Source organism: Butyrivibrio sp. AE3009 (genome assembly GCF_000420845.1).
Classification (GTDB): Bacteria; Bacillota; Clostridia; order Lachnospirales; family Lachnospiraceae; genus Butyrivibrio.
In genome coordinates this window covers 1-20,298 of sequence record NZ_ATVS01000026.1, presented here as the reverse complement: position 1 = coordinate 20,298, position 20,298 = coordinate 1, and the positions used below count along the sequence as shown (strand labels likewise).

Sequence of the window (20,298 nt, the reverse complement as noted above, 5' to 3'; positions counted from 1 at the left end):
CCTTTCTGTGAAAAAAATTTCCGGAAATAATGCACGTTCCCGGTAACGTTTCCATAAATCTATGGTATCAGTTTTTGGCAATGATTTCAAGAGACGCTAAAAAACATATTAAAATTGTTAAAAAAGCGGTAATTCATTTGAAGAAAGCGGCAACCCGTGCTATATTTAAACTAGACCAACATGGTCAACAGGCTTGAAGACAGGACCGAAATTATGAATGAAAAATTCTTTGAATTAAAAAAAGAAAAACAGGATCGCATGATCAATGCTGCTCTCTACGTCTTTGCCCAATATGGCTACTATCACGCCAGCACCGACGAGATTGTTAAGCATGCGGGCATCAGCAAGGGACTTCTTTTCCATTATTTTGTAAGTAAGATCGGGCTCTACGCCTTCTTGTACGACTATGCCACAAGATTCGTGACCTTAGAGCTTACTCAGAATGTGGAAAAAAATGAGGATCGTTATTTTGAACTCTATAATCAGATAACCTCCGCCAAGGCTGCTGCCATGTCCCAGTATCCTTATATCTTCATCTTCCTTGACAGAGCCGATGAGGAGACCCACCCTGAAGCTGTTGCGGAGATAACCGAGAGAAGGGACAAATACAGAAGGATCATGGTGGCTCTTAAGGAGAGAGCTGATATCACCGGCTTTGCCCCCGGCGTTGACTACGCTAAGATCGGAGAGATTCTGGATTATACCATTGAAGGAATTCTTCTTAAGAATGTAAAGAGCGAAAACTTCAGATCTGACCTGTTTCTTGAGGAAGCAGAGGAATATATAGATATGATTAAGCAAATGTCCTATGAAAAGGAACAAGGCTAAAACAGGACATCTGCAAAACAAGGAGGCTGACATGAGTAAGTTCTTAGTTGCAGGCGTTACACAGATTGAGACCATCGTCAGGGTGGACAAGATTCCCGTTAGCTATGCACCGCTTACCAGCGTGAATGATTCCATTTTTACAGCTGTGGGCGGAGATGCTTACAATGAGTCCCTGGCACTTAAGTGGCTTGGAGATGATGTTACCTTTATGTCCATCGTTGGCAGAAATCAGGACCTTAGCATCATCAATCCTCCGGACAGAAAGATAACCCTGTCCACCGATTATATCATTCCTCAGATGAAAGAGACCCCCACTGAGGTGGTTCTCTATGACAGAGACAGGAAGCAGCAGATTTTTGAGGATATCAAGGATCTTCGTGACAACGTATATGACATGTCAATGGTGACCCCCATAGCTGAGAGCTGCGATATGATGATCCTTGCCAATGCCAACTTCTGCCGTCCCTTTGCCAAGGCAGCCGTTGAGCATAATAAACCCATCGCCGTAAATATCAGAAACTACAACCCTGAAAAGGAAAAATACAACACTGACTTCCTTGAGCCCGCCAAGGTTCTCTACTTCAGTGACGACACACTCCATGAAGATCCTTACGAATTCATAGACAGAATGGCCGCCACCTACGGAACAGAGATCATTATTCTGGGACAGGGCCGTGAAGGTCTTATCCTCTTTGACAAGACCAAGGACGTGAGAGTTCATTACAAAACAGTTAAGACCAACGAGGTTGTTAATACAATAGGTGCCGGAAACGCCCTGTTTGCCTGCTTCCTTCACTATTACATGGAGACCGGCGACAGCGTTAATGCCATCAAGAATGCACTTTTGTTTGCCTCCTACAAGATAGGCTACATGGGCACTTCCAATGGTTTCATGACCACGGAGCAGCTTGAACAGTGGCGTAATCTGATCTGGGGCATCAAGAAAAATGAGTGGACTAATGATTAACTTCTCAAAACCTCTTTCATTTGCCCGATTTTTGTATTAAAATGACTTTAGTGTTTTCAAAAGAGGAGGATATCATTATGTCTAAAAATAACGGGTTTGGCAAATTCCTTTTGTTCTGTGCTGCTGTGGGGGCCGCTTTCGCAGGAATTTACTATTATCTGACCAAGAGAGATGAGCGTATTGCCGAGGGCTTCGATGATGACGACTTCGATGATTTCGATGACTTTGAGGATGACGACTTCGACACCACCTCAGATTTCAAGTTCGGCTCCAGAAAATATGTAGATATCACATCCGGTGATGAAGCAGAAGAATCAGACAAGACAGAACCGGCTAAACAGGCTTCTTCAGATGATAAGAAAGACAGTGATGAGCCCGATGAGTCAGAAGAGTTCTTCGACGACGAGAAGTAATTTCTGAATTTCTTACAATACAAATACAGCGGTATGATCCGATGGACCATACCGCTTTTTTATTGTCTTAATATCTGATCTTACTCGTCGTCCTTCTCTGCCAGCATCTCCTTGAGGTAACGGGCCTTGTCCTTGATACGGGAATTGGCCACACGGGAGATAAGGATCTCTCCTATCATCTTGCTGGCGATATCCCTCTGATCTGTCTCCACCGCAAGGGCAGCCACCAGATAATCAAGGGTAGAGGAATCCATTCCGGCAATGGGGAATTCCTCCGATTGTCTTGCCATAACGAAGCCGTCCAGAGCGTTCTTAAGAAGCTCCTTCTCCTGTGCATCGTTCTCTTCCTTCTTCTTCTCATAGCCCTCTTCAGAAGGATCAAGGCGCTGGGTCTCGCCTCTTATAACCCAGGCAGTCTTAAGGCAGATATAGGCCTTCTCACTGTTCTTGGCCTTCTTGACCATTGCATTGGCAAGGGCCAGCTGATACAGGCTCCTGGCATAATCATAGGAATAGGTCGGGCCTTCATTTTCCATCCTCTTATAGTTCATACTGATCTGTTTTCTGATATCATCGATCTGGTATTTGTTCAAGGTAGTAAAATACCTGCCAAGGGCTGCATAGCCGCAGTCAGGGCATGCGATAACATCATACTTGTTCTGATCAAGCTCATCGTAGTCCGGGCGAAGGTCGATATCAACATTTTTCATTCTGACCTTACCGGTTCTTACAGTCTTGACCTCGAAATCAGTTTCGCAGACAGGACATTTGTATTTTTTGTCGAATAGATAATCCTCTTCATTTACAAGAGACAACTTCTTAACAGGAGCTTCTTCCTTCTTAACCGTTGTCTGTTTCTTCTTAGGATCCTCAAAAAGTTCCCCTTTGCCGATGCCACCAAGTCCAAGTTTCTCAAGTCCGGAAAAAATACCCATAACCTATACCTCTTTTCTTAAGCTGATCAGTTTTTAGGTAATACAAAAGAACTCTTAAGTGATACTATCCTGTTAAATACAGGAGCTCCAGGTTTGGAATCCTTGCTGTCTACGCAGAAGAATCCGTTTCTTACAAACTGGAATTTATCGTAAGCTACTGCCTTACCAAGTTCAGGCTCCAGCTTAGCTTCTTTGATAACGGTGATGGAATTGGGATTGAGATTAAGTGATCCATCCTCGTTATATACGCCCTTCTCCTCATCAATTATATTCTCATACAGACGAACTTCTGCTGTAACTGCCTCTTTTGCGGCAACCCAGTGAATGGTTCCCTTGACCTTCCTTCCGTCTGGGCTGTCGCCGCCCTTGGTTGCAGGGTCGTAGGTGCAGTGAATCTCTGTCACAACGCCGTTCTCATCCTTCTCAAAGCCTGTGCAGGTCACAAAGTAAGCATTCATAAGTCTTACTTCGTTGCCGGGGAACAGACGGAAGTACTTCTTTGGAGGCTCCTCCATAAAGTCTTCTCTCTCGATCCACAGCTCTTTGCCGAAAGGAATCTGACGCTTGCCCATCTCGGGAACTTCCTTGTTGTTCTCGATGTCAAGGTACTCAGTCTCGCCCTCAGGATAGTTGTCGATAATGAGTTTAACAGGATCAAGAATAGCGCACATTCTCTTAGCCTTGAGCTTAAGATCCTCTCTGATGCAGTACTCAAGCATTGCATACTCAGCTGTTGAGTTGGCCTTACTGATACCGCACATATCAACGAACATCTTGATGGACTCGGGAGTAAATCCGCGTCTTCTAAGGGATGCGATGGTTACAAGTCTGGGATCATCCCATCCGTCAACGATACCGTCCTCTACAAGGCGCTTGATATATCTCTTACCTGTAACAACGTTGTTGAGGTAGAGCTTGGCGAACTCGATCTGACGAGGAGGGTTCTTGTACTCACACTCATTTTTTACCCAGTCATAGAGAGGTCTGTGATCCTCAAACTCCAGGGTACAGAGTGAATGAGTGATTCCCTCGATGGCGTCCTCAATAGGATGAGCAAAGTCATACATAGGATAGATGCACCACTTGTCGCCTGTTCTTGCATGTGTCATATGAGCAACACGATAGATGATAGGATCTCTCATGTTGATGTTAGGTGAAGCCATATCGATCTTGGCCCGAAGAGTTACTGTGCCGTCCTCGAACTTGCCGTTCTTCATATCTTCGAAGAGTCTTAAGTTCTCCTCTACGCTTCTGTCTCTGTTGGGATCATCCTTACCGGGCTCTGTGAGGGTTCCTCTGTACTCTCTCATCTCCTCGGCGGTCAGCTCGGAAACATAAGCCTTGCCCTTTTTGATGAGCTTAACGGCGTCCTCATACATCTCGTCAAAATAATCGGAAGCGTGGAAGAGTCTGTCCTCATAATCTGCTCCCAGCCACTTAACATCCTCGATGATGGAATCCATGAATTCCTGCTTCTCCTTGGTAGGATTGGTATCATCGAATCTCATGTTGAATTTGCCGCCGTACTCCTTGGCCATGCCATAGTTAAGAAGGATACTCTTAGCATGTCCAATATGTAAAAAACCGTTGGGCTCGGGAGGGAAACGTGTGTGAACGTGATCGTAAACTCCCTCTGCCAGGTCCTTGTCAATTGCCTGTTCAATGAAATGTCTTGAAGGTGTATTATCACCCTCGGCATTCTCGCCTAAATTCTTGATTACTTCTTCTGCCATTGCTGATAAAACCAACTTTCTACTTATTTTGGGTTTACTGATAAGTAAACAGACTTATCGGTATAAACCATATCACCATATTATAACATAGAACGATTGTCAAATTCTATTCACAGGGTCACCAAAAATCTTTAGTCATATACATACTTCTCTTCAAAAGCAGCCCTTCTTATAGGTTTGTCAAAATAGAAGCCCTGAATATATTTAACTCCCATTCCCTTGATAGCTTCCAGCTGCTCTGCCGTCTCAATTCCTTCAACGCAGATCTCAGCTCCGATGGTCTGCCCCAGCTCAGCCATCATCTTGATGAAGGCCCTTGAGTATTCACTGGTGGCTACATCCTTAACAAAATCCTTGTCAATCTTGATGATATCAAAGGGAAGTGCCCTGATACTGCTAATAGCCGTATATCCCGTTCCGAAGTCATCAAGGGCAAGCCTTACTCCCAGATCCTTGATATCCAGAAGAGTCTGCTTGGTTCTTGCCAGATCGTTGATGGCAAGGCGCTCCGTCAGCTCCAGGATAAGGTTATTGGGATTGATATGATTATCTTCTATACACTGTCTGATAACATCGACTATATCGTTCTGCATTATCTGAACAACAGAAAGATTTACGCTGACAGCGTAGTCCCCGTTGCCGGCTTCATTCCACTGTCTGCAGCATTCACAGGCCTTTTTGAGCACATGATTACCGATAGGGGTAATAAGCCCCAGATATTCCGCAAGAGGCACGAATTCATCGGGATTAAGGAAGCCCAGCCTTGTGCTGTTCCAGCGAACAAGGGCCTCTGCTGCAATATGCTTCTCCTCATCCTTCTCACCGTTTCCGATTGCCGCTCCGCTGATGATGGGCTGGAAGTATACCTCAAACTCGTTGCAGCTCTTACCGATGGCATCATACATATTTTTCTCAAGGTCCAGTCTGTGTATTGATGAGGAATCGATGTTATCTGAATATTCCGCAATCCTGTTCTTACCGGACTTCTTGGCTTCATACATGGCTACGTCAGATTTTCTGATAAGCTCAGAGACATTATCGCCATGCTCCGGGAACTTCACAACGCCCATACTCATGGTGCAGTAATAATCGCTGTCCTTGAGATACCAGGGCGTAGCAAACGCATTCTTGATTTCCTCCATGATCTTATCCATTCTGTAATAGCTCTCAGGAGGAACTATGATTACGAACTCATCGCCGCCCATACGGTAGCAGGAGTTACTGATACCCTCAATGCGTCCCACAGCCTTGGAGATATCCTGAAGAAGGATGTCACCGTACTGGTGCCCCAGGCTGTCATTGATATGCTTGAAGTCATCCAGATCCAGATACATCAGTGCACCTGTGGTTCCGTTCTGTCTTGCCTCATCCACATATCTGGCCAGATCCTTTTCGCAGCACATCCTGTTATAGAGGCCTGTCAGGAAGTCTGTGTAGGCCTGCTGCTCTATTCTTCTCTGATAGAGTTTTTTCTCTGTAATATCGTAAATAGCGCACAAAGACACGGGACGACCGTCCACCCATTTAATTCTGGTGTAATATACGTCGTACCATTTCTCTCTCTGCTTGTGATGCACCTCGTAGTTGCCGGAATGGCTTCTGGAGGGAATATTTGATTCAAACAGCTCAATTAGTCTGTTCTCCGCAAGTTCCTTACTAAAGTTCTTTTTGAAGCTCCTGTTGGCAAAAAGAAGTACTCCCGTGCCGATATCTCTTACATAAATGGAGCTTCCTACATTATCAAGTACCGCTTCCAGTGAGGCAAAAGAGCTGGCCAGGGAATTGGTCTGTATTCTCTTGGTTATGATACTCTGCAGGATCCTTATGGTGTCATTGATGAACTTGATATCATCGATGGACCAGATGCGGTTTTCCTTGGTCTCAGATAAGCAGGCGTAGAACCTTGGAGCACCATTGATGATAATGGGCATTGAAACAAGCGCCCTAATTCCGAACTGATCCAGCTGCTCTCTTTCTCCTGCATTCATCTGGGTATCGGAGGATATGACAACAGCCTTCTCATTGCCAAGAAACCAGCATACTTCCTGGTCCGTGGTATCAGTGAACATCTTTTTTACACCCGGAGCTGTCCACTGAACTATTATGTCCATAAGGCCTCGGGTTCCTATTTTGCAGGTAAAACCGTTACTGATCTGCAGATAGGAACAGAGCTTGGACAGTATTGTGGCCATAATGTTCTCTATGGTCTCATCGCTGTCAAGGAGGGATACGATCTCGGTCATGGTCTCAGCTCTGTGGAAAGAGGTGGTCATCTCCAGCTCCTGCTGCCTTGACTCCTTGCTCTTGGCAACAGCAATAGACCTGGAGGTCTCAACGCCAATAAGGGCATTAAGGGTCTCCCGGAGCAGATCCAAAACCTTATAAAATTTCATCTCGGAAATCTGATACCCAAAAGATTCTATGGGCGGTAAGTGAAAGAACTCTTTTTCATAGTCTGCTTCAGGAAAAACTCCGCAGACAATCCAGACAGCGGCGGCAATACCGTTATGTCGCACGGCCACAGCCGCAAGCCGAAGATTAGGCACTTCGGTGATCTCCACCGCCTGATCCTCCAGCTCGCTCTCTGACACGCGTTTATAGATATTGTGGATGCGTACATCCGTTACATATTTTCTTATTACTTCCACATCCGAAGGGTTACCGGAAAAGTGGCTGATGGGAGCTCCATCCTCATCAAGGCACAGAGCATATACTCCGGCCAGCTCGCAGAAGTGGTCCTGCCAGGACTGTATCTCTTTGGCATTTTTGAGCGCAAAACTCCCAAGGACTCCCATTGTAGTCTCTTCGGAGCCCATTTTTGCGGTCTTCTCAAGTTCCTCTAAAGATACCGTATCCTGCACTTTTCCCCCTCAAGAAATATGCTAGTATGCTTATCTTAAATTGTTAGTCAATCACAGTGCGCTGTAGTTAGGCGCCTCCTTGGTGATCTGGATATCGTGAGGATGTGACTCTCTAAGGGCTGCTGCAGACATCTTGATAAATCTGCCATTCTCCTTGAGCTCGTCAATTGTTGCACATCCGCAGTAACCCATACCTGAACGAAGACCGCCCATAAGCTGGAATACTGTGTCCTCAACTGTTCCCTTGTATGCTACGCGCCCCTCAACGCCCTCGGGAACAAGCTTCTTGGCATCTTCCTGGAAATAGCGATCCTTTGAACCGTTCTCCATGGCTGCGATTGAACCCATGCCACGATATACCTTGTATTTTCTGCCCTGATATAACTCGAACTCACCGGGAGCCTCATCACATCCGGCAAACATTGAACCCATCATTACGATATTACCGCCTGCGGCGATAGCCTTGGTAATATCTCCGGAATACTTGATACCACCATCAGCGATGATCGGTACACCATATTCCCTTGCAACTGCGTAGCAGTCCATGATAGCAGTGATCTGAGGAACGCCGATACCTGCAACCACACGGGTTGTACAGATGGAACCGGGTCCGATACCAACCTTGACAGCATCTGCACCTGCCTCAATAAGAGCCTTGGTAGCTGCGCCTGTTGCCACGTTACCTGCAATTACCTGAAGATCCGGGAATTTCTCCTTGATCATTCTAAGGCACTTAAGAACGTTCTCTGAATGTCCGTGAGCGGAATCAAGAACGATAGCATCAACCTTGGCATCAACAAGGGCTGCTACACGGTCAAGGCAGTTAGCTGAAATACCAACACCTGCGCCGCAGAGAAGTCTTCCCTGATCATCCTTGGCTGAAAGAGGATATTTAATAGTTTTCTCAATATCCTTGATAGTGATAAGACCTACAAGATTGTAGTTGTCATCTACGATAGGAAGCTTCTCCTTCTTGGACTTGGCCAGAATGCTCTTGGCCTCCTCAAGGGTGATACCTTCCTTGGCTGTAACGAGGTTCTCGGAAGTCATAACCTCTTTTATCTTCTGTGAGAAATCCTTCTCAAACTTAAGATCACGGTTAGTTATGATACCTACCAGCTTCTTACCCTCTGTGATAGGTACACCTGAAATACGGAACTTGGCCATAAGTGAATCTGCGTCAGCCAGTGTGTGCTCCGGTGAAAGTGAAAATGGATCTGTAATAACTCCATTCTCTGATCTCTTAACCTTGTCTACCTCATCGGCCTGTGCCTCTATAGACATGTTCTTGTGAATGATGCCGATACCGCCCTGTCTTGCCATGGCGATGGCCATTCTGTGCTCGGTAACTGTGTCCATTCCCGCACTCATCATCGGAATGTTAAGCTTGATCTTCTTGGTCAGGTAAGTACTAACATCCACCTGATTAGGTATAACCTGCGAATAAGCAGGCACCAAAAGTACGTCATCAAAGGTAATTCCTTCACCGATAATCTGTCCCATCTTGTCTCTCTCCGTTCTTCCCAAAAACTATAATCTTGTCAGCAGTTACTGTAACCTTACCCCTAAATACTTATTAACAATTAATCTGTAAATACTTTTCTTGGTGCTACGCTCTTAACGGCGGCAACGAATTCGCCGCTCGGTTCAAGGATAAGTTTTTCCTTGCCATCATAGATGATAGTATATGTTGGATCCGGTTGAGGGTTCTTCTCCCTTGCGGAGTAATCCAGCACCTTGTAAGTCTTGTTTCTGTACTCATCAAGGTGATAGGAACGTGAAGGAGCCATTATCTCGATACGTTCAACTTCATATTTACCTACATTTTTTCTTCTGGACTTGTTAAGCACCTTGTCAACTGTGATCTCTCTGTCGCAGTACTGATACTCAAACTCGATGCTGGCGTTGAGGGATATAAAATAATATCCTACAGCTGCGGCTATACCTAATATAAGAGCAATTATTCCCAAAGGTGTGATGATAAATGCAATAAAAAATAGAACTGCCAGAAAAAGAGTAAGATACTTAAGTACCACCATAAGGGGTGATGCCTTACTCTCCACTAGGCATTCAACATAACTGTTGTCGTTAACCATGCCTGAAATTACCTCCTGATAATGAAAGATACGGACCATAGAATAAAGTCCATGTTAAGTATTCGAAGAACTCTGTGAAAAATATCAACATTTAACGAATATCCTATATTATCTGTGATAATCTTTCAAGATGTTTTTTAACCAAAATCCTATTTTATTTTCAATTTTCAATTGACACCTTTGTCTTAGGAATTATAATCATGACTAAGTGCATAAACGCCCTATTACAATTATATATGTTTTAACATCAAAATAAAATTACTTTTGTGTTAATTCAAAGTTAAAGATATAGAAAAAGCATAGGAAACAACGCATTAAACAATAGAGTAAATAATTATAGAAAGAAGGATAAATATGGCAAACGGACAGTCAGTACACGACGAAATAAGAGCGGAAAGAAAAAAGCTGAAAGGCAAAGGACTTAAGGCTAACCTTGAGTACTTTTGGGACTATTATAAGATTCATACGATCGTGGCGATATTTGCCATCATACTTCTGGCAATCCTAATAAGAGATATCAGAAATAACAAGCCCTACGGTTTCTACGCCATGATGCTCAACTGCGGAGCCTCAGAGGCACAGACCGCAATGGAAGATGAATTTGCACCAATTGCAGGCATCGATACAACCACCTACGATTGCCTGATAGATACCACTTCCAGCTTCCACACACAGACCTTTGACGAGCTCACAGTAGCCACCAGTCAGAAGATCATGGCAGTCATGTCAGCCAAGGAGCTGGATGTGATAGCTGCAGATATTCCCACAATGCTCTTCTATGCTAACCAGGAGACCTTCCTTGATCTTAGGACCGTTTATTCCGAAGAGGAGCTTCAGTCCTTGAGTGACAGACTCATCTATGTTGATCAGGCATATCTTGATTATCTTGCCTCTGAGGAATATCAGACCTATATATCAACCGGCGAGTTCGATGAGAACAACAAGTTTGCTGTAATGGCAGATAACTACAACAAGACGCTTAGCTATGATGAGCAGTCTCCGGACACAATGGAGCAGCCGGTTCCGATTGCCATCAAGCTGACAGGATCACAGGTTGTTGACAAGTACGGTCTGTACTATGGTCAGGAGTGTGCTGTGGCGGTTGTTATTAATTCGCAGCATACGGATGTGGATATGAAGTATATAGATTATCTTTTAAAATGAGAAATTGTGACATCGGTAGAAACATGTGATGACAAAGGGATAAAATAAAAGAAGCATATCATGCGAGCATGATATGCTTCTTTTATTTTATCCCTTTGTCATCACATCTGTGTTGTAACGAAGATGTCGTAAATGGCTCTGATGGCTTTTTCGAAGTCGCGGTTCTCTACACCGATGATTATGTTAAGCTCTGAGGAGCCCTGGTCGATCATTCTGACGTTGACGCTGGCGTGAGCAAGTGCTGAGAATATTCTTCCCGCTGTTCCTCTTGTGGACTTCATACCTCTTCCCACTACAGCGATAAGTGCAAGATCTGTTTCGATATCAAGCTTGTCGGGATGAGCCAGTCTGTGAATCTCGGAAACTACAGCCTGCTCCTTGTCAATGAACTCATCCTGAGTAACGAAGACTGTCATGGTGTCGATTCCGGAAGGAACATGCTCGATTGAGATGTCCTGATCCTCAAAGGCCTGCAGAACTCTTCTTACGAATCCAACCTCTGAGTTCATCTGATCCTTGAGAACGTTCACGCAGCAGAAGCCCTTCTTACCTGCTATACCGGTGATAACATATTTGGACTTTCTTGCTGTTGACTCAACGATCCAGGTTCCGGGATCCTCAGGCTTGTTGGTATTTCTGATATTGATCGGAATTCCTTCTTTTCTTACAGGGAAAATAGCATCCTCATGGAGAACGCCCGCGCCCATGTAAGCAAGCTCTCGAAGCTCTGTATAGGTGATGGTCTCAATGTGAGGCGGTCTGTCGATGATCCTGGGATCTGCCACAAGGAATCCTGAAACATCTGTCCAGTTCTCATATACATCAGCCTTCACGGCTCTTGATACGATGGAGCCTGTTATATCAGAACCACCTCTTGAAAAGGTCTTGATGCTTCCGTCGGGATATGCTCCGTAGAATCCCGGGATAACAGCCTTGGGAGTCTTCTCAAGCTTCTTGGCCATAAGCTTGTTGGTCTTCTCCGCATCAAATTCGCCGTTCTTGTCAAAAGCAACCACAGTAGCTGAGTCGATGAACTCATATCCAAGATAAGCAGCCATGATAATACCGTTAAGGTACTCTCCGCGGCTTGCTGCGTAATCGTTTCCTGCCTTGGCCTTGAAGTTCTTCTCAATGGTCTTGAATTCATCTGACAGATTCAGCTTAAGAGACAGTCCCTTGATGATCTCATCATATCTTGCCTTGATATCAGATAACTGCTTGGAGAAATCCTTGCCTGCCTCTGCAAGTGCATAGGTCTTGTACAACATGTCTGTAACCTTGGTATCCTTGGAATTTCTCTTTCCGGGAGCTGAAGGTACTACATAGTTGCGGTCCGGATCGGATCTTATGATATCGCCAACCTTCATGAACTGCTCTGCGCTTGCCAGTGAACTGCCACCAAATTTAACTACCTTTTTCATCGCCTATTTTTCCTTTTTCTTTTTTTTATTAGCTAAACCTCTATAACTAAATCTCTGTAACTAAGCCTCTATAATCGAGCCTCAATGTAATCTGTCTGTCAAAAAAGCCTTAAGTATCCCTTGACCTCATCAAGTTTCTTAAGCTTCTCTTCGAAGTCTTTCTCGGAAATAAGGTCCGTAATAACCGCAACCTCACCCTGAACCTCGGGAGCCTTCACGATATCGATCTCAGGTCCGAAGATGTCAAAGAGCTTGTCCTTCTCATTCTCGGGAACTCTTACGAAGAACTGACGAACTGCGCTGTCCTTGGGAGCAAGATCTGCCTTCTCTGCATTCATGTTAACTGCGATATGTCTTCCTCTGTGTTTGAGAATATCAATCACGTCAGCTACTACTGCACTTGCTGTGGCATTCTTGCCTGCTCCCTTGCCGTAGAACATTACATCGCCCAGCATATTGCCATGAACATTGATTGCGTTGAATACGCCGTTTACATTGGCAAGAGAATTCTCCATCGGAATAAGGAAAGGTGCAACCATTGTGTAGAAACCGGTCGAATTCTTCTTGCACATTCCAAGGAGCTTGATAGCCATATTAAGGCTTCTGGCATAAGCAAAATCTGCTGTGTTTATCTTGGAAATACCCTCGGTATAAATATCCTCGTACTGAACGTGCTTGCCACTCATAAGGCTGGCCAGGATCGCGATCTTCCTGCAGGCATCATAGCCTTCAACATCAGCCTCGGGATTTCTCTCTGCATATCCCTTATCCTGAGCGTCCTTAAGGACTGTATCAAAGTCGGCGCCCTCTTTGTCCATCTTGGTTAAGATATAGTTGGTGGTTCCGTTAAGGATACCTGTGATTGCATCGATCTTCTCATGCTTAAGAGAATCGTTGATGCTGCGAAGAACCGGTATTCCGCCGCCTACGCTGGCTTCAAACAGGTAGCTGACACCATGCTGTCTTGCAAGCTCCACCAGCTCAGGGCCGTGGGCTGCCACCAGCTCCTTGTTGGAGGTACATACGCTCTTACCCTTCTCAAGGGCTCTCTTCTCAAAAGTGAAGGCAGGCTCAAGACCACCCATAGTCTCACAGATAACCTCTACCTCAGGGTCATTTAAGATAATCTCGATATCATGTACAACCTGTGCCTCATGCTTGTCCCCGGGGAAATCCCTAAGGTCCAGAATGTATTTAACTTCAACTGCTTCACCTGCGCTGAGCTTCACATCCTCTGCGTTGGTATCAAGCACGTTAACCACTCCGCTTCCAACTGTTCCGTATCCCAAAACCGCTATCTTTGCCATCATGACCTCCAACTTTTATAATATAATTAAAACATAATTCATAACTTATTGTCCGCATTACGAAATCGATGCGCTTCGTCCCGTAATGTGAACCTTGTGTACACCTTCCTTGGCCTCCATGAGAGTTATCATGTCCATGATATCCCTGGTGGTGGGAAGTACCTGTATCGTAATGGATATTGATGCCACCCCGTTCAGTGGAATTGACTGATGAATCGTAAGAATATTAGCACCGAACTCTGCTATAAGATTAAGTACAAATGAAAGAAGTCCCACCTCATCATTCATCTGGAATGTAAGAGTAAGGGTCGTCCCCTGAAGACTGTCGTGGAACTCATAGATATCATCTCTGTATTTATAAAAAGAACTGCGGCTGATTCCAAGGAATGCCACGGCATCATTCACCGTCTTGACCTTCCCGGACTCCAGAAGCTTCTTAGCCTCAACGACCTTGAGAAGTACCTCCGGCACCGCCTGTTTTCTGATTACATAGTAACCTGAGTCCTGTTGCATTTAATGTTTTTCCTCCACGGACATTTGTGTTCACCTGAAAGAGTTTAACACACTAAAGTCATGAAGGCAAGCGGTAATTTCTATAAATATTGAAGTCCTTTTCCAAATCCCTTTGGTAACATTGCCAAGAATACTTTTTTCTGCAACGAAAAAAACTGTATGGCGGATGCGGCATACAGCTTTTTTACATTATAAAATATGGAACACCACATATACTGGCTATCAAAAGAAACCGTAGACAGAGAGAGAATAAGGAGAGTTTTTGTATTGTTTGCGTTTCTTTTGATAATAATATTGTAAGTTTTGTCTTTATATGTTTAAATAAGTACGTTGGCGAATAAAGCGTATTTATTTTTCCATTAGAGGGGATTTATCAGTATTATTTCGTTATACAAGTATTTATGTGTTTTAGGAGGTGTATCATGGGGAAAAGATCAATCAGAGAAGATAAGAATATCTTTTTTGAGAGCAGGGAACAGGCAGGACTTACAAGAGCCCAGGCCAGCGAACTCCTCGGAGGAATAAGCGACAGTTCTCTTGAAAAAATGGAAACAGGTAAGACCAGCATCTATCCGGAGGATGTTGTTTCAATGGCTAAGGCCTACAAGAAGCCGGAGCTTTGTAACTACTATTGTACTCACGAGTGCGCTATCGGACGTACTTCAGTTCCTGAGGCCAGGCTCTCATCTCTTTCAGAGATCGTTCTTGGTATGCTCTCATCACTGAATTCTCTCGAGAATCAGAAGAACCGTCTTATTGACATCACAGCAGACGGAATAGTATCCGATGACGAACTTTCAGACTTTGCCGATATCCAGAAGAATCTCGATCAGATCGATTCAACCGTTGAATCTCTGAAGATCTGGGTAGCCAATACCATCGCTCAGGGCAAGCTTGATAAGGATAAGCTCGACCAGCTTATGAAGAAATAATTCTTTTGGTAAATAAAATTATTAAGGCCGTTGCAGTTATCATATCTGCAACGGCCTTTTTTATGTCCTTATAGGCTATTATTTAATTGTTAACGCCCCAATCGGGAGTTGAGGTAACTGAAGGAGCACTCTGTGCAAAATCAGTAGCCTGAGCCTGCATACCGGGCATCTGCTGCATAGGCTGAGCACCCTGAGGTGTCCACGCAGCTCCTGTGGACTGATTCTGATTCATACCATTCATCTGGTTCATGCCATTCATTGGATTCTGCTGGTTCATACCGCCCATAGAAGTCTGCTGATTCATTCTGGGACTCCACTGACTATTCTGCATTCCTGCATTATTACCCATTCCGGCATTCATTCCCATAGGTGATGAAGCATTCATTCCACCCATCTGTCCATTCATTCCCGGCATACCATTATTCATTGTATTATTAATTCCGTTCATACCAGCGGGTCCGCCAAAGCCTGTTTGCTTCTGTCCCATTCCAGGCATCTGAGGGCCATTGGAAAACTGCTGGGGCTGAATGCCCATTTTATTCATATTAAGAGGATTCACAATTCCTCCGTTGTAATCTTCATACATCTCGGCAATCTTCTCTCTCTTTCTATAAGTGAAGTAGAGATAAAAGCCTGTTCCCGCTACTGCTGCAGCGCCCAAAATCTGAAGAATTAAACCTAAACTGATAATAGTACCACCTCCCTGGTTACCCTGTGAACCGGATGATCCTGTGCCGCCCTGGCCGCCGCCTTGGCCACCGCCCTGGCTACCACCCTGACCACCGCCCTGTCCTTGGGGTGCCGCAGATGAAGATCCGTCTGTTCTATATCTTACATGTAATGACTGATCGGAACCAAGATCAAGAATATTCCACTGAAGAACTGTTCCACCGTCAGATGTCATTGGTGCATCATGTTCTATCGGTTCAGAAGGGAAATACATTGTAACCCTCGCTGTTCCGCCGGCACCTTCGATGCTCTGTCGCATTACTTCAATTTTCTCTGTACTGGTGGAATCAGTATTATAGAAATACCAGTCGATGGTACACTCATTGCCGCTACGATTGAACTGGAAATTGCCCGGATTAAATCCTACCAGTTCCATTCCCGAGCCTTCAACACACATATTGTTAAACGCCTGATTGAGGTCAACATTGGCTGCACTTACAACAAAACCTTCACAGCCGTCCTCATTATAATCTTCTACTGTAAAACCTCTGTCCTCAAGCTCTTCTGTAATTGAATCCATATTGTACTTACTGGGATCCATACCATTTTCCCGCATCTTGTCAGGGTTAATAGCATACAGGACTGCAATTGATCCTGTTCCATCTTCGTTAACCTGCATGGCGGCTTCGTATTTTCCACATCCCACAAGACAGATGATCGCCATAATCATCACTAGAATACATTTGATTCGTCTCATACTTCCTCCTAAAAACTCCGGGATCTTGGTGATCCTTTTTCCCAACCTCCAAAACAATAACACAAATTACAGTGATTTACTATACCCAAAAAAGTGAAAAAACGGTGTCTAAACAGCGAAAAACCATGGCGTCGGGGAACGTCATGGTTCTTCTAAAAGCGCTTATAAAAGGAAAGAGTAAAATAGGAGGTTTATAGAATAATCAACCCTTAACTGCTCCGGCTGATACTCCACCTACTATATACTTGGAAAGAATAAGATATACAACGATAACAGGGAAAATAGATGCTGCTATCATGATATAAATCTGTCCCATATCAAATCTAAGCCAGTCAGCACCACGCAGCTGAGCGATCATAACAGGAAGTGTCTTCTTAGCATCTGTATGAAGGATCAGAGCAGGTGTGAAGTAGTTATTCCAGCTTCCTACAAAACTGAAGATCATCTGTACGCTGATAGCGGGCTTAATAAGCGGCAAAATAATTGTGTTAAAAGTACGGAACTCGCCTGATCCGTCGATTCTGGCAGCCTCAACAAGAGAAAGAGGCAGGTTACTCTCCATGTACTGCTTCAGATAGAAGTAAGTAACGGGAGAAGCAATTGCAGGTATGATCAGAGGAATGATGGAATCATCAAGTCCGATCTTGTTGATCAACTGCAGGAAACCAAGTGCTGTAACCTGTCCGGGAATCATCATGATTGCCAGGATGAAGGTCGCGATTGCCTGTCTGCCCTTGAATCTGTAAGTAAAGATCGCATAGGCTGTCATAGCTGAGAAATATGTACACAAAACTGCTGTACAAACTGAAACAGTAATACTGTTCAGGAAGCCTTTTGCGATAGGAATCGTTCCGGTAATAAGGCTGTGCCAGTTATCCAACAGATGGGTACTTGGTAAAACTGTAAATCCAAGTGTCATCTCTGAATGTGATCTTGTTGAGTTAATAAGCAAAATATAAAACCAAATAAGGCAAAGGAATGAGAAGAAAACCAGAACCACATATGCAATGATTCTTCTGACTCCAATTGGCACGCCATGAGATTTCATTTTAGTATCATTATTCATCCCACTGTCCTCCTCAATTCTTTTCTTTGGAACTGTTCATTCTGAATACGAGAAGACTCAGAATACCAGTTACTACAAACATGAATACTGACAATGCACCACCACGGCCAACGTCCTTACTTGTAAGGTAACGGTTCAGCAACATGATAACTGTGGTCAGGGAATCTGTCGGATTACCACGACCGTTTGTCAGGATCTGAGGAACATCGAACATCTGCAGACCACCGATAAGTGATGTGATCAGCACATATACGAAGATGGGACGAAGAATAGGCATTGTAATTTTGAAGAATACCTGTGAAGAAGTTGCGCCGTCCACCTGCGCTGCCTCATAAAGTGATGAGTCAATACCAAGCATACCTGCCATAAGAAGGATGGTGGTATTACCAAACCACATAAGGAAGTTCATAAGCATAACAAGAATTCTTGAAGCTACAACGTACTGGAAGAACTTGAAGGGTTCCTTAAGTACATGGATGCTAAGAAGAATCTGGTTAACCGGGCCACTGTCTGAGAACAGTGCAAAGAATAACATTGAAAAAGCTGATGCCATGATAAGGTTAGGCATGTAGATAACTGTCTTGAAGAATCTCTGACCCTTAAGTCTAAGAGAAGGATCTGAGAACCAGTAAGCAAGCAAAAGCGCTATCACGATCTGGGGGATAAAACCACCAACCCACATGATAAGCGTATTTCCTAAGTATTTCCAAATTTCCGGTGATGAAAGCAGATTAACATAGTTCTGAATTCCAACAGGATTAGGTCCGATCTGCTTAAGTCCGGAACGATAATTTTCGAAGAAACTGTTATAGATTGTTGAACATAACGGAATCAAGCTGAAAATGATATATGTAACAAAGAATGGTATAAGAAAGATGTATCCCCATCTGTTAAACTTAACCACGTTAGAAGTGGACTTTTTCTTGTCCATACTCTCTACCTCCGCGAATATTTACTCTTCACTCTTTACTCTTTTATTTTTAAGAATTTCAAGCGTTTTTTAAAGAATTGCCTGCCGGCAGTATTACCGGCAGGCAATTTGTTCACTGAGTAGTGATACTATACAAAATTATCTTGTAAGCTCAGGATATCTCTGAAGTGCGAGTGTGTAGAACTGCTCCATAGCCTCATCAATTGTTGCATAGTTGCCATTGATGTAGTCGCCCATAGCTGTCTGGAAGTCACCAAGAAGACCCTGGTCATAAGCTGTAAGGTTAGCCATATCAATGTTGTCAGCGCCTGCGCAGAACATCTTAAGAGCGTTCTGTCCACCAAGAACTGCACTTGAGTATGATGTATCGTTTGCAAGCTCTTCCATAACAGGTCTGTTGTTTACGAAATCATTGTCCTTAAGAACGATGTCCTTCATAACTGCAGGATCGCATGTCATCTTTCTGATGATGTCAGCTACAAGAGTCGGGTTGTCTGTGCCTGCTGCTGCGCAAACCCATGTACCGCCCCAATAGAAGCCCTGAGGTCCCTCTGTAGCAGCCCAGCCGCCATCGTGAGCAACAGAACCTTCTACATCAGCTGCCATACAGAAGTCGATAAGCCAAGCAGGTCCAAAGTAAGCGAATACCTTTCCTTCAGGATAGAATCCCTTGTTCCAGTCCTCACCCCACTGGCCCCATGTGTTGCAGTAGCCGGCATCAGCAAGCTTCTTGGAATCCTCAACCCACTTAATGAGGTTGTCATCAACCTGGATCTTGTTTCCGTCTACCCAAGGAAGCTTAGCATTGTTCTGGTATACACGGAATGTATCAGCTGTTGAAGAGATAACATCGTAACCAGCCTTGTCAAGCTCACCGGCTGACTCAAAGAACTTATCCCAATCAGAGAACTTAGCCTGAATCTCAGTAGGCTCGTCAGTTCCGAATACTTCCTTAGCGATTGCTCTGTTGTAGATCATAACACCAGGGCAGCCCTGCCATGAAGATCCCTTAAGAACTCCGTTAGAATCTGTTACAACTGCCTGAGTATATGCATACTGATCCTTGAGGTCATCAGCTGTGATGCCAAGATCTGCAAGAGGCATTGTGTAATCTGTATCTGTGTACTTAACAGCGTAGTCAGCCTCTACAAGGAAAAGGTCAACCTTCTCATCAGCTGCTGCTGATTCCTGTGCAAGAAGGAGCTCATCAAGTCTGTTCTGATAAGCGTTCTCCTCGTTAGGAGTAATAAGCCAATTAACTGTAACGTCACCGATCTTACCGGTTGTTCCATCAACTACCTCGTATCCGGGATAGTGATCTGTCAGACGTGACTTGAACTCTTCGTTCCAAGCTGAAATGTTGAGAACCTTACCCTCATCAGCTGCAGGAGCTGCTGCTTCCTCAGTTGCAGGTGTCTCTGCTGCAGGTGTCTCTGCTGCAGGTGTCTCTGCTGCAGGTGTCTCTGCTGCGGGTGTCTCTGCTGCAGGTGTCTCTGCTGCAGGTGTTGCTGCTGTCTCGCCGCAAGCGGTAAGCATTCCTGCTACCATTGTTGCGGAAAGGATCATACCAAGTAACTTTTTCTTCATAACCAAATTACCTCCATCTCCCTTTTTATATGGTATTAGTAAGTTATTTATTTAAAACAGCTCATGCCGTCTTAAATCAAGTTTAAAAAAGTTTCTTCTATATTAAGTTGTCAATATT

At 44.3% G+C, this 20,298-nt stretch carries 17 protein-coding genes; 5 read left to right on the top strand and 12 right to left on the bottom strand.

What is annotated here, in order from left to right:
- Window positions 1-180: 180 nt before the first annotated feature.
- From G588_RS21660 to G588_RS20230, 3 genes are all read left to right on the top strand, one after another.
- The gene (locus G588_RS21660; protein ID WP_022779168.1) at window positions 181-828 is read left to right on the top strand and encodes a TetR/AcrR family transcriptional regulator; all 648 of its coding nucleotides are present in this window, start codon (window positions 181-183) and stop codon (window positions 826-828) included.
- Window positions 829-859: 31 nt separating this feature from the next.
- Complete coding sequence (locus G588_RS0112960; RefSeq protein WP_022779167.1) at window positions 860-1,795, top strand: carbohydrate kinase family protein; 936 nt, start codon at window positions 860-862, stop codon at window positions 1,793-1,795.
- 77 nt (window positions 1,796-1,872) lie between these two features.
- Window positions 1,873-2,208 (top strand): hypothetical protein, encoded by a 336-nt coding sequence (locus G588_RS20230; protein WP_022779166.1) that lies wholly within the window; start codon window positions 1,873-1,875, stop codon window positions 2,206-2,208.
- 80 nt (window positions 2,209-2,288) lie between these two features.
- Here the strand turns inward: G588_RS20230 and G588_RS0112950 are convergent, their stop codons facing one another.
- The 5 genes from G588_RS0112950 to G588_RS0112930 all read right to left on the bottom strand — a co-directional run bounded on the left by G588_RS0112950 (window position 2,289) and on the right by G588_RS0112930 (window position 9,833).
- On the bottom strand, window positions 2,289-3,143 hold the full coding sequence (locus G588_RS0112950) for a DUF2225 domain-containing protein (protein ID WP_022779165.1): 855 nt from the start codon (window positions 3,141-3,143) through the stop codon (window positions 2,289-2,291).
- A gap of 26 nt (window positions 3,144-3,169) precedes the next feature.
- Window positions 3,170-4,876, bottom strand: a complete 1,707-nt coding sequence (locus G588_RS0112945; RefSeq protein WP_022779164.1) for a glutamine--tRNA ligase/YqeY domain fusion protein — start codon at window positions 4,874-4,876, stop codon at window positions 3,170-3,172.
- 131 nt (window positions 4,877-5,007) lie between these two features.
- On the bottom strand, window positions 5,008-7,737 hold the full coding sequence (locus G588_RS0112940; protein WP_022779163.1) for a putative bifunctional diguanylate cyclase/phosphodiesterase: 2,730 nt from the start codon (window positions 7,735-7,737) through the stop codon (window positions 5,008-5,010).
- A gap of 51 nt (window positions 7,738-7,788) precedes the next feature.
- The gene (gene guaB / locus G588_RS0112935; protein WP_022779162.1) at window positions 7,789-9,240 is read right to left on the bottom strand and encodes an IMP dehydrogenase; all 1,452 of its coding nucleotides are present in this window, start codon (window positions 9,238-9,240) and stop codon (window positions 7,789-7,791) included.
- Window positions 9,241-9,320: 80 nt separating this feature from the next.
- Window positions 9,321-9,833, bottom strand: a complete 513-nt coding sequence (locus G588_RS0112930) for a DUF6106 family protein (protein ID WP_022779161.1) — start codon at window positions 9,831-9,833, stop codon at window positions 9,321-9,323.
- A 354-nt stretch (window positions 9,834-10,187) separates the two neighbouring features.
- On the opposite strand from G588_RS0112930, the gene G588_RS0112925 reads away from it, so the two are divergent.
- Window positions 10,188-10,997, top strand: coding sequence for a hypothetical protein (locus G588_RS0112925; protein ID WP_022779160.1), 810 nt, complete (start codon window positions 10,188-10,190; stop codon window positions 10,995-10,997).
- A 101-nt stretch (window positions 10,998-11,098) separates the two neighbouring features.
- On the opposite strand, the gene G588_RS0112920 is transcribed toward G588_RS0112925, so the two are convergent.
- The 3 genes from G588_RS0112920 to G588_RS0112910 all read right to left on the bottom strand — a co-directional run bounded on the left by G588_RS0112920 (window position 11,099) and on the right by G588_RS0112910 (window position 14,238).
- The gene (locus tag G588_RS0112920) at window positions 11,099-12,418 is read right to left on the bottom strand and encodes an aspartate kinase (RefSeq protein ID WP_022779159.1); all 1,320 of its coding nucleotides are present in this window, start codon (window positions 12,416-12,418) and stop codon (window positions 11,099-11,101) included.
- A 98-nt stretch (window positions 12,419-12,516) separates the two neighbouring features.
- A complete protein-coding gene (locus tag G588_RS0112915) occupies window positions 12,517-13,725 on the bottom strand; it encodes a homoserine dehydrogenase (protein WP_026668772.1) in 1,209 nt (402 codons plus the stop codon).
- Window positions 13,726-13,782: 57 nt separating this feature from the next.
- Window positions 13,783-14,238, bottom strand: a complete 456-nt coding sequence (locus G588_RS0112910; RefSeq protein WP_022779157.1) for an ACT domain-containing protein — start codon at window positions 14,236-14,238, stop codon at window positions 13,783-13,785.
- 422 nt (window positions 14,239-14,660) lie between these two features.
- Between G588_RS0112910 and G588_RS0112905 the strand changes: the two genes are divergently transcribed.
- Window positions 14,661-15,170: a helix-turn-helix domain-containing protein gene (locus G588_RS0112905; protein WP_022779156.1), complete on the top strand. Its 510-nt coding sequence runs from the start codon at window positions 14,661-14,663 to the stop codon at window positions 15,168-15,170.
- An 82-nt stretch (window positions 15,171-15,252) separates the two neighbouring features.
- Here the strand turns inward: G588_RS0112905 and G588_RS21655 are convergent, their stop codons facing one another.
- The 4 genes from G588_RS21655 to G588_RS0112885 all read right to left on the bottom strand — a co-directional run bounded on the left by G588_RS21655 (window position 15,253) and on the right by G588_RS0112885 (window position 20,180).
- A complete protein-coding gene (locus tag G588_RS21655) occupies window positions 15,253-16,596 on the bottom strand; it encodes an LppM family (lipo)protein (RefSeq protein ID WP_155830799.1) in 1,344 nt (447 codons plus the stop codon).
- Window positions 16,597-16,798: 202 nt separating this feature from the next.
- Entirely contained in the window at window positions 16,799-17,662 is an 864-nt protein-coding gene (locus G588_RS0112895) for a carbohydrate ABC transporter permease (RefSeq protein ID WP_022779154.1), read from the bottom strand.
- Window positions 17,663-17,675: 13 nt separating this feature from the next.
- Window positions 17,676-18,593, bottom strand: coding sequence for a carbohydrate ABC transporter permease (locus tag G588_RS0112890; protein WP_022779153.1), 918 nt, complete (start codon window positions 18,591-18,593; stop codon window positions 17,676-17,678).
- Window positions 18,594-18,731: 138 nt separating this feature from the next.
- A complete protein-coding gene (locus G588_RS0112885; protein WP_022779152.1) occupies window positions 18,732-20,180 on the bottom strand; it encodes an ABC transporter substrate-binding protein in 1,449 nt (482 codons plus the stop codon).
- Window positions 20,181-20,298 lie beyond the last annotated feature (118 nt).